This window comes from Anaerotignum faecicola (genome assembly GCF_003865035.1).
In the GTDB taxonomy this organism is placed as follows: domain Bacteria; phylum Bacillota; class Clostridia; order Lachnospirales; family Anaerotignaceae; genus Anaerotignum_A; species Anaerotignum_A faecicola.
In genome coordinates this window covers 281,722-294,646 of sequence record NZ_BHVZ01000001.1, presented here as the reverse complement: position 1 = coordinate 294,646, position 12,925 = coordinate 281,722, and the positions used below count along the sequence as shown (strand labels likewise).

Below are 12,925 nucleotides of genomic sequence, written 5' to 3'. Positions count from 1 at the left end.
AAGCCTTGGAAATATTGCAATGCAGATAGGCACAGGAAACTGTGCCTATTTAGATAATATAAGATTGGAGGAATCATAATGAGTTTAGTACCTATGGTCGTAGAACAGTCCAACCGTGGCGAACGTTCTTATGATATTTATTCCAGATTGCTGAAGGACAGAATCATTTTTCTGGGGGAAGAGGTCAACGATGTAACCGCAAGTCTGGTTGTGGCACAGCTGCTGTTTCTGGCGGCGGAGGACCCTGATAAGGACATCAACCTCTACATCAACAGTCCTGGCGGTTCTGTAACGGCAGGCATGGCAATTTATGATACCATGCAGTATATCAAGCCTGATGTATCCACCATCTGTATCGGTATGGCGGCAAGCATGGGCGCATTTCTTCTGGCAGGCGGCGCAAAGGGCAAGAGATATGCTCTGCCCAATGCAGAGGTCATGATCCATCAGCCTAGCGGCGGCGCAAGAGGGCAGGCAACGGATATCCGTATCCATGCGGAAAATATCCTGCGCACCAAAGCAAAGCTGAATCAGATTCTGGCGGAAAATACAGGCAAGCCTGTGGAAGAAGTGGAAAGAGACACAGAACGCGATAACTTTATGAGCGCTGAGGAGGCAAAAGCCTACGGTTTGATTGATGCTGTCATCACAAAGCCTCAGACAAAGGAGAGAGGATAAATGGCAGGGAAAACGGAAGATATGAATAAGCTGCACTGCTCCTTCTGCGGAAAAACGCAGGATCAGGTGAAAAAGCTGATTGCCGGCCCGAATGTATATATCTGCGATGAATGTATCGACCTCTGCTCGGACATTATCGAGGAAGAATATGATGTGCTGGCAAATAAGGATGAAAATTTCAATGTGCCGAAGCCGAAGGAGATTAAGGAAACGCTGGATGAATATGTCATCGGGCAGAGCAGAGCAAAACAGGCTTTGGCGGTTGCGGTGTATAACCACTATAAACGCATTTATATGGATACCAAGGCAGAGGATGTAGAGCTGCAAAAGAGCAATATCCTTCTGGTTGGACCTACAGGGACAGGGAAAACCCTTCTGGCACAGACCTTGGCAAAGGTGCTGAATGTACCCTTTGCGATTGCAGATGCAACCTCTCTGACCGAAGCCGGCTATGTCGGCGAGGATGTGGAGAATATCCTGCTCAAGCTGATTCAGGCGGCAGATTATGATGTGGATAAGGCAGAACGCGGCATTATCTATATCGATGAAATTGATAAAATCACAAAGAAAAGCGAGAATGTATCCATCACCAGAGATGTCAGCGGCGAAGGCGTACAGCAGGCACTGCTGAAAATTCTGGAGGGGACTGTGGCAAGCGTGCCTCCACAGGGCGGCAGAAAGCACCCGCATCAGGAATTTATCCAGATTGATACAACCAATATCCTTTTCATCTGCGGCGGTGCCTTCGGCGGCATTGAAAAAATCATTCAGAACCGCATGGGGCATAAAGTGATTGGCTTTGGTGCAGAGGTGCAGAGCAAGCTGGATAAAACAAATGACGAGCTTTTGCAGAGCCTTATGCCGCAAGATTTGCTGAAATATGGTCTGATTCCGGAATTTATCGGTCGTCTGCCTGTTGTGGTAACGCTGGATAATCTGGATGAGGATGCCTTTGTGCATATTTTAACAGAACCCAAGAATGCACTGACAAAGCAGTATGAATATCTTTTTGCGCTGGATGATGTTATTCTGGAGTTTAAGGAGGAAGCGCTGCGTGCTATCGCAAGAAAGGCAATGGAACGGGAAACCGGCGCGCGTGGGCTGCGTTCTATTGTAGAGGAATTCATTAACCCGATTATGTATGAAATCCCGACACAGACAAACGTGGAACGCTGCATTATCACAGAGGATGTTGTAAACGGCAAGGCGGCTCCCGAATATGTTTATAATGAAAACAGAAAGCCCCTGCAGCGGATGCGAAAGCGCAAAAGCAGCAGAGGAAACAGCGGTGTTTCCGCATAAATCAAGAAAAATCGGAAAAATTGAGTATCTCTATCCTAATGATAGGGATACTTTTTTATTGGAAAAACGCACAATAGAAGGGGATTTCATTTTGCAGTGTGCGGAAAAATGTGCATATTTGGCGGATTTGTCGGAATTTTTAACAAAATCGCAAAAAATGTCTAAAAAATCACAAATAGCTGTTGACGGAATCGCATTTGCGTACTATAATTTATGCGTACTTGAGAGAGAGACAAGGGCAGAAAAATGTCCTTTATAAAAAGACAAAACATATTATATAAAAGACACTAGGAGGAAGAAAAATGCTTACACTGGAAATGATTCAGGACGCAAAAAAAACACTGGAAGGCGTTGCAAGAGTAACACCTTTGTACGAATCCGCTTTTATCAACCCTAACGCAAACGTATTTATCAAATGCGAAAATATGCAGGTAACAGGCTCCTTCAAGCTGAGAGGTGCTTATGTAAAAACAGCAAGCCTGACAGAAGAAGAAGCTTCCAAGGGTGTAATCGCTTGTTCCGCAGGTAACCATGCACAGGGCGTTGCTCTGGCAGCACAGAAAAAAGGCATCAAGGCTACTATCTGCATGCCCGCAGGCGCTCCTCTGGCTAAGGTTGAAGCTACAAAGAGCTACGGCGCAGAAGTTGTTCTGGTTCCCGGTGTATATGATGATGCTGCTGCAAAGGCAGTAGAACTGCAGCAGGAAAAGGGCTACACATTCCTGCATCCCTTCAATGATGAATATGTAATGGCAGGTCAGGGTACTGTTGGTCTGGAAATCATGGAAAAACTGCCCGAAGCTGACGTTGTATTCGTTCCCATTGGTGGCGGCGGTCTGATTTCCGGTGTTGCTTGCGCAATCAAGAGCATCAACCCCAACTGCAAGGTATATGGCGTACAGGCAGCAGGCGCTCCTTCCATGAAGCAGTCCATCGAACATAAGAAAATCGAAAAGCTGGCTAGCGTTTCCACAATGGCTGACGGTATCGCAGTTAAGGAGCCCGGCACACTGACATTCGAGGCTTGCATGAAATATGTTGATGGCATCGTAACTGTAACAGAAGCTGAAATCGCATCCGCAATCCTGATGCTGCTGGAAAAACACAAAATGGTAGCAGAAGGCGCAGGCGCAGTTTCCGTAGCAGCAGCTATGACAAATAAAGTAGATATCAAGGGCAAAAACGTTGTATGCGTAGTTTCCGGTGGTAACGTAGACGTAAACGTACTGGACAGAATCATCGACAAGGGTCTGCAGGAAAACGGCAGAATCGCTGAATTCTCTGTAATGATGGCAGATAAGCCCGGTCAGCTGATTCAGCTGCTGCAGATTATTGCACAGACAGGCGCAAACATTCTGGATGTAAATCACGACAGAAGAGCAAAAGGCGTAGCAGTAAGCAATGTAGTTGTAAACGTAACCGTTGAAACAAGAAACAAAGCACACTATGAAGAAATGGTTGCAGCACTGAAGGCACAGGGCTACACAATCTGATTTTTCCGAGTGCTTCATAATAACCTTTAACAACACAGGGTACTGATCGAAGGGTCAGTACCTTTTTTTGTTGAAAAAAGCGAAAAAATATATTATTCTGTTACCTGAGGTGAAAAATATGGAACAACAAAAGAAAAAGCGTACAGCAGGAATCTGCCTTACCCTCGCGGGTGGCATTTGCTGGGGGCTTTCCGGCTGCTTTGGGCAATATTTATTTCAGAAAAAGGATATTACGGCAGATTGGCTTGTGATGGTGCGGCTGCTTTTGGCGGGAGTACTTTTGGTTTTGATGGGCTTTTTGCTGACGAAAAAACGGATGGGGGATATCTGGAAAAATCCTGTGGACAGAAGGCAGCTCTTGATTTTTTCTGTTTTTGGTATGCTGAGCTGTCAGTATACTTATTTTGCGGCCATCCAATATTCCAATGCAGGCACGGCAACGGTGTTGCAGTCCTTGGCGCCTTTGCTGATTTTGGGGGTTGTGTGCTTCAAGGAAAAGCGTTGGCCTCGTAAAATGGAAACAGGTGCTATCTTTTGTGCATTGCTGGGGGTGTTTTTGCTCAGTACGCATGGCGATATTCACAGCATGAGCATCACAACCTTGGCTTTGGTGTTCGGCTTAGGTGCGGCGGCAGGCGGTGCGGCGTATAATCTGCTTTCCGGGGATTTATTGCGGCATTATGGCGTATATGCCGTTGTGGGCTATGCCATGCTGCTTGCGGGTGTGGCAATGCTGCCCTTTGTGCGCCCCTGGAGCTATGCCGTTCCTTTTGACCAAGGAACTGTTTTGGCGACGGCAGGGGTGGTTGTGATTGGCACGGCAATCGCATTTTCGCTCTATTTGAAGGGGGTCAGCGTTGTAGGACCCTTCATGGGAAGCCTGCTTGGGATGGTGGAGCCGATTACGGCGGTCATCGTTTCCCTTCTCTTTTTGCACGCAAAATTCCAAGGCATAGACCTGGTTGGCTTTGCGCTGATTCTGGGGACTGTGGTGGTGCTTTCCTTGCAATCGAAATAACGAAAAAAACAGGATACCTTGGGTTCTGCGGAAGCCAAGGTATATTTGCGTGCAAAGGAATTTTGTGATAAAATTATGTATTGGAAAATTTTTATCTGAAGGATATGGAAATAGATGAGGTGAGAGCTTTGGCGGAACAGAAAAATAAGAAAAAAACTGCCAAAACCACTGCAAAATCGCCGTCTGTGAAAAAAGCAACGGCAAGGAGCAGTGCCGGAAGGGAAACAGCAAAAAAGGAAACGGGAGCGAGAAAAGAGACCACCAGAATGACGGCGCAGCCTGCCCGTTTTGGGGACAGTATTCTGGATGAGGTCATTCTGCTTCTGATTATTGTTGCATCAATTATTGTATTCATCAGCCTGCTGACGGAAAAAATGGGCATCATCGGCGGCATCATCAGCAGCTTTTTCAAGGGACTTTTCGGGCTTGGCGGGCTTTTTCTGCCCATCTGCGTGATTGCCTACTGCATCTGGATGCTGGTGAGCGAGGAAAAGCGATATCCGTTTGTGCGCGGCATCGGGGCGGGGCTGTTTTTGCTGACCGTAGCCGCCTTTGCGCAGGTGTTGCACCCGATTCAGGTGGCAGAAAGCCTTGGCTTTTTCAAACGCTGTGGTGTGCTTTACGGCGCAGGTGCGTTTACAAATGGAGGGCTGACAGGTGGACTGATTGGCGGTGGACTGGACAGGGCATTGGACACCCTTGGGAGCGTCATTGTCCTATTGGCGACAGGAATTATTTCCATCGTCATGGCAACAGGAAAATCCTTTTTCCATGCCCTTGGGGATGCTAATGCGCACCGCAAGGCGAGACGGAAGGTGAAAAATGAAAAAATCAAGAATAAAGCCGAGCGGATTCGCCAGCAGGAGGAGCTGGAAGCGGAGCGACAGGCGAAAAGGGCACAGCGCCGCAGAAGGATGAACCGTGAGGATTTCAATATCGAGGTACAGGAGAACAGCAGCGAAACACCCTATGTGGAGGAAACGGTGTTCCGCAAGAAGCCTTTAATTCTGGAAACGAAAAAACGGGAACCGATTTTTGATTTTGTGAAGGAAAACGGCGCAGAGGCTGCGGTGCACAGAGAGGAAAAGACGGAGGATGTGCCGAAGGAAGCGCACGACGAAAAAGCCGCAGAAACGCCTTCTATCCGAGAAGCGGCGGCAATGCCGGCAGAGGATGTGCGGAAGGAGGCGGCAGAGGAGCAGGTGAAACCGCAGGCAACAGAATCCGATGCGGCGGATGCATTGTTTGCGGAAATCTTTGCGGAAAAGCCACGCGAGGAAAGCATCAGCATTGATATTCTGCCGGAGGAGGACATGGGCAAAACCGTTGTGCCGAGAAAGGAAACGTCCGCTGCCGAGGAAGAAATCCCCATTGCAATGATGGAGGAGGAGACTGTGGAAGAAACGCAGGCAGAGGAAGCGGAGGAATCCGAAGAAGCGGCAGAGGCGGAGGACGCGAAGCCGGCGGCAGATATACATGAGCCAAGGAAGGAGACGGCACCTGTCGAGGAGGAAAGGCCGTATATCTTTCCGCCGATTACGCTACTGGGAAAAGATCCGCAGACGGGCAACGGCAGCAACCGTTCGGAATTATTTGAAAATGCAAGAAAGCTGGAAACCACGCTGAAAAGCTTTAGCGTGGATGCAAAGGTAATCCAAATCAGCAGGGGCCCTACTGTGACGCGCTATGAGCTTTCGCCGAGCCAAGGCGTAAAGGTCAGCAAGATTGTGAATTTGGCGGATGATATCGCGCTGAATCTGGCGGCGAGCGGGATTCGTATTGAAGCGCCCATTCCTGGCAAGGCGGCAGTCGGCATTGAGGTGCCGAATAAGGAAACGCAGTCGGTTTATATGCGGACGCTGCTGGAAAGCGATGCCTTTAAGCAGCACCCCTCTAAGCTTGCCTTTGCACTGGGGCAGGATATTGCAGGCAACCCTGTTGTGACGGATATTGCAAAAATGCCGCACCTGCTGATTGCGGGTGCAACGGGTTCGGGGAAATCGGTCTGCATCAATACGCTGATTACGAGTATTCTTTATAAGGCAGACCCCAAGGAGGTTAAGCTGCTTCTGGTTGACCCGAAGGTGGTAGAGCTGAGCGTGTATAACGGGATTCCGCACCTTTTGATTCCGGTTGTGACAGATCCGAAAAAGGCGGCCTCTGCGCTGAATTGGGCGGTGCGTGAGATGCTGCAAAGATATAATGATTTTGCTGCCCATGGTGTCAGAGATATTAAGGGCTTTAATAAATTGATGGAAGAAAAGGGTGACGAAAAGGGCAAAATGCCCCAGATTGTCATTATCATTGATGAATTGGCAGACCTGATGATGGCAGCACCGGGCGAGGTGGAGGATGCTATCTGCCGTTTGGCGCAGATGGCGCGTGCAGCAGGGATGCACCTGATTATTGCGACACAGCGTCCCTCTGTGGATGTCATTACGGGGGTAATCAAGGCGAATATCCCTTCCAGACTGGCGTTTGCCGTATCCTCCGGCATTGACTCCAGAACGATTCTGGATATGGTCGGGGCGGAAAAGCTGCTGGGGAAGGGCGATATGCTGTTCTATCCTTCGGGACAAAGCAAGCCCTCTCGTTTGCAGGGCGCATTTGTGACGGATCAGGAGGTCGAAGCTATTGTCGATTTTCTGAAAAAGAGCAGCAAGCCTAATTATACACAGGAAACCATAGACCAAATTACCGCTGCCGGTAAGGTTGGTGGTGCGGCGGAGGATTCGGATGAATTTTTCTCTCAGGCGGTTGATTTGATTCTGGAAAAGGAAAAGGCATCTGTTTCCATGCTGCAAAGACAATTTCGCATCGGCTATAACCGCGCGGCAAGGCTGATGGATGATTTGGAGAAGCAGGGGATTGTCGGCCCGGAGGAGGGCAGTAAGCCCCGAAAGGTTCTCATTACGAAAAGCGAATGGGAGGAAATGACGGGCGCAGTTCCCGATGAGATTTAAAGCTGCCGATAAGGGATTGCAGAAGCACTCTGCAATCCTTTTTTCTGTTTTTGATTGAAATGGATTGACAAAAACAGACAAGTATAGTATTATCGGCATAGGGTCATATGACTGACGGAAGTGGAGACAACCACATGGAGTATGACTATTCGAATGCCGACCGTCTGGGCGATGATGCTTGGATTGGGTGCGGCTTTTTTTATGGAAAATTTTCGGTAAAAAAACGCACCGTCCCTTGTATCAGATGTGGAACAGCGGAATACCGCCAAAGCAGAGAGGAGATTTTTCGAATGTTTAAAACAGACTTACAGATTGCGCAGGAATGTAACATGGAGCATATCCTGAAGGTTGCTGAAAAAGCAGGGATTCCCGAAGAATATGTAGATTGCTACGGCAAATACAAGGGCAAAATCAGCAGCAAATATTACGACAAAATCAAAGATAACCCCGATGCAAAGCTGATTCTGGTAACAGCGGTGAACCCTACCCCCGCAGGCGAAGGCAAAACAACCGTTACCATCGGTCTGACAGAGGCATTGCAGCAGATGGGCAAGAATGCGATTACCTGCCTGCGTGAGCCTTCCTTGGGGCCCTGCATGGGCGTAAAGGGCGGCGCTGCCGGCGGCGGCTATGCACAGGTGGTTCCCATGGAGGATATCAACCTGCACTTTACCGGCGATTTGCACGCCATCACAACAGCAAATAACCTCTTGGCATCCATGGTGGATAACCACATTCAGCAGGGCAATGAGCTGAACATTGACCCCAGAAGAATTGCATGGAAGCGCTGTGTAGACCTGAATGACAGACAGCTGAGAAATGTGATTTCCGGCTTGGGCGGCAAGGTAAACGGCGTACCCAGAGAGGACGCGTTCCAGATTACCGTTGCTTCCGAAATCATGGCAATCTTCTGTCTGGCAAATGATTTGAAACAGCTGAAGGAAATGCTGGGCAGAATCATCGTTGGCTACACCTATGAGGATGAACCCGTAACAGCAAAAATGATTGGCGCAGACGGCGCAATGACAGTTCTTTTGAAGGATGCACTGCAGCCTAACGTAGTGCAGACACTGGAAAACACACTGGCAATTATTCACGGCGGCCCCTTCGCAAATATCGCACATGGCTGTAACTCCGTTATGGCAACAAAAACAGCAATGAAAATTGCGGATTATGTTGTAACAGAGGCAGGCTTCGGTGCAGATTTGGGTGCTGAAAAATTCTTTGATATCAAGTGCCGTAAGGCAGGCCTGAAGCCCGATGCGGTTGTTTTGGTTGCAACCGTGCGCGCGCTGAAATATAACGGCGGTGTGCCGAAGGCAGATTTGTCCAATGAAAATCTGGATGCACTGGCAAAGGGCTTTGTGAATCTGGAAAAGCACATTGAAAACATCCAGAAATACGGCGTTCCCGTTGTGGTAACACTGAACCATTTCGTAGCTGATACAGATGCAGAGGTGGCTTATGTGAAGGAACGCTGCGAATCCATGGGCGCAACCTTTGCCGTAGCGAAGGTTTGGGCTAACGGCGGCGAGGGCGGCAAGGCTCTGGCTGAAAAGGTTCTGGAAACACTGGAAACAAAGGAAAGCAAATTCCATTTCCTGTATGAGGATGAACTGAATATCGTAGAAAAGGTAAATAAGGTATGCAAGGAAATCTATGGCGCAGGCACAGTCAACTTCTCTGCGGCAGCAAAGAAAACACTGGCACAGATTGACAAGCTGGGCTTTAATGATTTCCCCGTATGTATTGCAAAAACACAGTATTCTCTTTCCGATGATCCCAAGGTTCTGGGTCGTCCGGAAGGGTTCGAGGTAACAGTAAAGGAGATTCGCATTTCCGCAGGCGCAGGCTTTATCGTTGTTCTGCTGGGCGATGTTATGACAATGCCCGGTCTGCCTAAGAAACCGGCTGCGCTGAATATCGACATTGACGATAACGGAAATGTGGTAGGTCTCTTCTAAGAAAAAGGGAGTTAAAAAGGATGAAAGCACAACTGATTGATGGCAAACGGATTTCTGCGGAAATTAAGGCAGAGGCGGCGGAGGAGGCAGCAGCATTAAAGGCAAAGGGTATCACACCCTGCTTAGCGGTTGTTTTGGTCGGCGATGATTCCGCCTCTCAGGTATATGTGAATAACAAGAAAAAGGCGTGTGAGGCAGTCGGGATTCGCTCGGTTTCCCATGTGTTGTCTGGGGAGACAACGGAGGAAGCACTTTTGGAGCTGATCGCCAAGCTGAACGCGGATAAGGACATTCATGGGATTCTGGTGCAGATGCCTGTGCCAAAGCAGATTGATGAACGAAAGGTTATTCTTGCCATCGACCCGAAGAAGGATGTGGATTGTTTCCATCCCGTAAACGTGGGCAATCTCCACACAGGCGGAGAGGGATTCCTTCCCTGCACCCCTGCGGGCATTATCGAACTGATTAAGCGCAGCGGTCATTCCATCGAAGGGAAGCAGTGTGTTGTGATTGGCAGAAGCAATATCGTAGGAAAGCCTGTGGCTATGCTGTTGATGCAGGAGAACGGCACTGTGACGATTTGCCATTCCAAAACAAGGAATCTGGCAGAAATCTGTCGGGGGGCAGATATCATTGTCAGCGCAGTGGGCAAGGTAAACACAGTGACGGCGGATATGGTAAAGGAAGGCGCGATTCTCATTGATGTTGGGATGAATCGCAATGAGGCAGGCAAGCTGTGCGGCGATGTGGATTTTGAGAACGTGAAGGAAATTGCAGGGGCGATTACGCCTGTTCCCGGCGGCGTTGGCCCGATGACCATCGCCATGCTGATGAAAAACTGCAACACAGCCGCAAAAATCCAGAATGGATTGGAATAAAGAAGAATTGTAAGAAAATCTTAAGATGGATACCCTTGACTTTCAGAGAGAGCCAAGGGTATTCTTTTTATATAGGGAAAATAAGGAAAAGCGGTCGGAAAGGAAGTGTTTGTATGAAAAAAGGTGCTTTGAAGGGTATTGTATGCTTGGTTGTAATCGTGGTTATCTGGATGGCAGTTTCTTTTCGGAGCAAACCGCTTTCCGAGGAGGGGGAAATTTCCCTTGAGAATTTTGTGGTTTGCCGTGTGCAGATGATGGAGATAAAAAATGATACAGGCTATGTGAGTGGGGCAGAAATCAGAGAGAAGGAACGGATGCAGAAGGCATTGGATGCGTTGGGTGAAATAGAGGTCAGAAAAATGATGCCATGGGAGAAGTTCTTTTCCGACAGGCAGGAACAGGAACCGTATTATACAATGATGATTCGGTACGACAGCGAAACGGAAGGACGGTATGAGTCGCTCGCCTGCTGGGAGGGAGGACGCATTGATTTCAGAGATACCGCCTACATGGTTACGGGAAAGGAGAAAACAAAAGCAACAGACCTACTGGAAGGACTTTTGCAGGAATACGAAACAGCAGAATAAGAGAAGCAACCCTCGATATTTTCGGGGGTTTTTCTTTGGCAGAAAGAGGGAAAAAGAATTTTGCGGAAATATAGCAATTTTCCCGGTTTTATAGTAAAATATAATGATGGAAAAAAGAGAAGATTTTAAGGAGGAATACAATGAGCAGAAAAATCGCATTCACCTCTTTGGGGTGCGATAAGAATAGAGTTGACAGTGAGGTTATGCTGGGGATTTTGCAGAAAAACGGCTACACAGCGGTAGCGGATGAGGCAGAGGCGGATATCATCGTGGTGAATACCTGCTGCTTTATCAAGGATGCTTTGGAAGAAAGCATTGAAACCATTCTGGAGATGTCCCAATATAAGAACCCTGATGTGGGGAACTGCAAGGGATTGATTGTGGCAGGCTGCTTAGGGCAGAGATATGAAAAGGAATTTTTTGATGAATTGCCGGAGGTGGATGCCATTATCGGTACAACGGCGTACGAATCCATCGCGGAAGTTGCGGATGAAATTCTGGGCGGCAAGGAGCAGGTGAAGCAGCTGGAAAGCATTGACCTTGCTATGCAGGATGGAAACGGCAAGCTGCGTGTGCTTTCGACCGCACCATATTTTGCGTATCTGAAAATTTCTGAGGGCTGCGACAACCGTTGCACCTATTGTGTGATTCCGCAAATGCGTGGCAGACACCGTAGCAGAGAGCTGGAAAGCCTTGTGGAGGAAGCAACCCTTTTGGCACAGCAGGGCGTGAAGGAATTGGTAATTGTTGCACAGGATACCTCGATCTACGGCAGAGATTTATACGGCAAGCCGATGCTGGATGAGCTTCTGCGGCGGCTGAATGCTATTGAGGGGCTGGAGTGGATTCGCCTGCTGTATGCGTATCCCGAAACGCTGACAGAGGAAACCATTGAGGCAATGGCAAGCTGTGAAAAGGTTTGTCATTATATTGATATGCCGATTCAGCATGGGAATGATGCCGTACTGAAGCGCATGGGCAGAAAGAGCAGTCAGGCACTCATTCGGGAGAAGGTGGCAAGGCTGAGAGCGGCTATGCCCGATATTGCCATCCGCACCACGCTGATTGTCGGGTTCCCCGGGGAGACAGAGGAAGAATTTGCGGATTTGCAGAGCTTCGTGCAGGAAATGAAATTCGACCGTCTGGGTGTGTTCTCCTATTCGCAGGAGGAAGGCACGGTTGCGGCGGAAATGGAAAACCAGATTCCGGAGGAAACGAAGGAAGAACGCAGGGATATCATCATGGATATACAGAAATCCATTGCGGCTGCGCTTTGTGAAAAAGAGGTCGGCAAGGTGATGGAGGTGCTGATTGAGGGCAAGCTGCCTGAAGAAAATATTTTCTGTGGCAGAACAAGAAGGGATGCCCCCGAAATTGACGGCTTGGTATTTGTTTCCTCGGAGGAGGAGCTGTATTCCGGTGATTTTGTAACGGTAAGGATTCGAGAAGCAGGCGATTATGATTTGATGGGAGATGTGGTTTATGGATATGAATTTGGCGAATAAGCTGACCATGCTGCGTGTGGTTATGATTCCGGCATTCTTGCTGGTGCTGTTTCTGGCACCTGAGCCAATGAACAGATATATTGCAGTGATTATTTTTATCGTGGCATCCTTAACGGATATGCTGGATGGCAAGATTGCAAGAAAATACAACATGGTTTCCAACTTCGGGAAATTTATGGACCCTCTTGCGGACAAGCTGTTGGTGATGTCTGCATTGGTTTCCATGGTTGCCTTAAAGGACTTGGCGGCATGGGTCGTTATCGTGATTTTGGCAAGAGAATTTGCCATTACAGGCTTCCGTACCCTTGCGATGGAGGCGAATATCGTGATGGCGGCAAGCTGGTGGGGGAAGGTGAAAACCACCACGCAGATGATTATGATTCCTGTGCTGCTGCTGAATCTGCCGTTTGCGTGCATGCCTGTTCTGGAAAAGCTTCTGGTGATTCTGGCGGTATTCTTTACGATTTTCTCCGGCGCGGATTATATCATTAAGAATAAGCAGGTTCTGATGGGCTAAGAGAAAAATGAAAGAGAGCG

General features: G+C 48.5%; 11 protein-coding genes and 1 riboswitch. All 11 genes read left to right on the top strand.

Annotation, left to right across the window (positions count from 1 at the left end):
- Positions 1 to 78: 78 nt before the first annotated feature.
- The 11 genes from clpP to pgsA all read left to right on the top strand — a co-directional run bounded on the left by clpP (position 79) and on the right by pgsA (position 12,905).
- Positions 79 to 678 carry an ATP-dependent Clp endopeptidase proteolytic subunit ClpP gene (gene clpP, locus EJE48_RS01340; protein ID WP_016407205.1) on the top strand — a complete coding sequence of 200 codons (600 nt, stop codon included), beginning with the start codon at positions 79 to 81 and terminating at the stop codon, positions 676 to 678.
- Positions 679 to 1,980, top strand: a complete 1,302-nt coding sequence (gene clpX / locus EJE48_RS01335; protein WP_016407204.1) for an ATP-dependent Clp protease ATP-binding subunit ClpX — start codon at positions 679 to 681, stop codon at positions 1,978 to 1,980.
- The gene (locus EJE48_RS01330; RefSeq protein ID WP_118581755.1) at positions 1,967 to 2,239 is read left to right on the top strand and encodes a hypothetical protein; all 273 of its coding nucleotides are present in this window, start codon (positions 1,967 to 1,969) and stop codon (positions 2,237 to 2,239) included. The genes clpX and EJE48_RS01330 overlap by 14 nt, the downstream gene beginning before the upstream one ends.
- Before the next feature lie 43 nt (positions 2,240 to 2,282).
- On the top strand, positions 2,283 to 3,473 hold the full coding sequence (gene ilvA, locus EJE48_RS01325; RefSeq protein WP_016407203.1) for a threonine ammonia-lyase: 1,191 nt from the start codon (positions 2,283 to 2,285) through the stop codon (positions 3,471 to 3,473).
- 118 nt (positions 3,474 to 3,591) lie between these two features.
- Positions 3,592 to 4,491: a DMT family transporter gene (locus EJE48_RS01320; RefSeq protein ID WP_118581782.1), complete on the top strand. Its 900-nt coding sequence runs from the start codon at positions 3,592 to 3,594 to the stop codon at positions 4,489 to 4,491.
- A 128-nt stretch (positions 4,492 to 4,619) separates the two neighbouring features.
- Entirely contained in the window at positions 4,620 to 7,454 is a 2,835-nt protein-coding gene (locus tag EJE48_RS12660) for an FtsK/SpoIIIE family DNA translocase (RefSeq protein WP_160117293.1), read from the top strand.
- Between the two features lie 97 nt (positions 7,455 to 7,551).
- Positions 7,552 to 7,631: riboswitch (ZMP/ZTP riboswitch) on the top strand.
- Between the two features lie 113 nt (positions 7,632 to 7,744).
- Positions 7,745 to 9,418, top strand: a complete 1,674-nt coding sequence (locus EJE48_RS01310) for a formate--tetrahydrofolate ligase (protein ID WP_118581776.1) — start codon at positions 7,745 to 7,747, stop codon at positions 9,416 to 9,418.
- Positions 9,419 to 9,438: 20 nt separating this feature from the next.
- The gene (gene folD / locus EJE48_RS01305; protein WP_118581752.1) at positions 9,439 to 10,296 is read left to right on the top strand and encodes a bifunctional methylenetetrahydrofolate dehydrogenase/methenyltetrahydrofolate cyclohydrolase FolD; all 858 of its coding nucleotides are present in this window, start codon (positions 9,439 to 9,441) and stop codon (positions 10,294 to 10,296) included.
- A 113-nt stretch (positions 10,297 to 10,409) separates the two neighbouring features.
- Positions 10,410 to 10,883, top strand: a complete 474-nt coding sequence (locus EJE48_RS01300) for a hypothetical protein (RefSeq protein WP_118581749.1) — start codon at positions 10,410 to 10,412, stop codon at positions 10,881 to 10,883.
- Positions 10,884 to 11,023: 140 nt separating this feature from the next.
- Positions 11,024 to 12,388 (top strand): 30S ribosomal protein S12 methylthiotransferase RimO, encoded by a 1,365-nt coding sequence (gene rimO / locus EJE48_RS01295; RefSeq protein WP_118581746.1) that lies wholly within the window; start codon positions 11,024 to 11,026, stop codon positions 12,386 to 12,388.
- Positions 12,372 to 12,905: a CDP-diacylglycerol--glycerol-3-phosphate 3-phosphatidyltransferase gene (gene pgsA, locus EJE48_RS01290; RefSeq protein WP_118581773.1), complete on the top strand. Its 534-nt coding sequence runs from the start codon at positions 12,372 to 12,374 to the stop codon at positions 12,903 to 12,905. Before rimO ends, pgsA begins: the two co-directional genes overlap by 17 nt.
- The last annotated feature ends 20 nt before the right edge of the window (positions 12,906 to 12,925 follow it).

Coding starts and splice junctions, on each gene's coding strand:
- folD (WP_118581752.1), top strand. CDS start 9,439: ATGAAAGCACAACTGATTGATGGCAAACGGATTTCTGCGGAAATTAAG.
- clpP (WP_016407205.1), top strand. CDS start 79: ATGAGTTTAGTACCTATGGTCGTAGAACAGTCCAACCGTGGCGAACGT.
- clpX (WP_016407204.1), top strand. CDS start 679: ATGGCAGGGAAAACGGAAGATATGAATAAGCTGCACTGCTCCTTCTGC.
- pgsA (WP_118581773.1), top strand. CDS start 12,372: ATGAATTTGGCGAATAAGCTGACCATGCTGCGTGTGGTTATGATTCCG.
- EJE48_RS01300 (WP_118581749.1), top strand. CDS start 10,410: ATGAAAAAAGGTGCTTTGAAGGGTATTGTATGCTTGGTTGTAATCGTG.
- EJE48_RS01320 (WP_118581782.1), top strand. CDS start 3,592: ATGGAACAACAAAAGAAAAAGCGTACAGCAGGAATCTGCCTTACCCTC.
- EJE48_RS01310 (WP_118581776.1), top strand. CDS start 7,745: ATGTTTAAAACAGACTTACAGATTGCGCAGGAATGTAACATGGAGCAT.
- ilvA (WP_016407203.1), top strand. CDS start 2,283: ATGCTTACACTGGAAATGATTCAGGACGCAAAAAAAACACTGGAAGGC.
- rimO (WP_118581746.1), top strand. CDS start 11,024: ATGAGCAGAAAAATCGCATTCACCTCTTTGGGGTGCGATAAGAATAGA.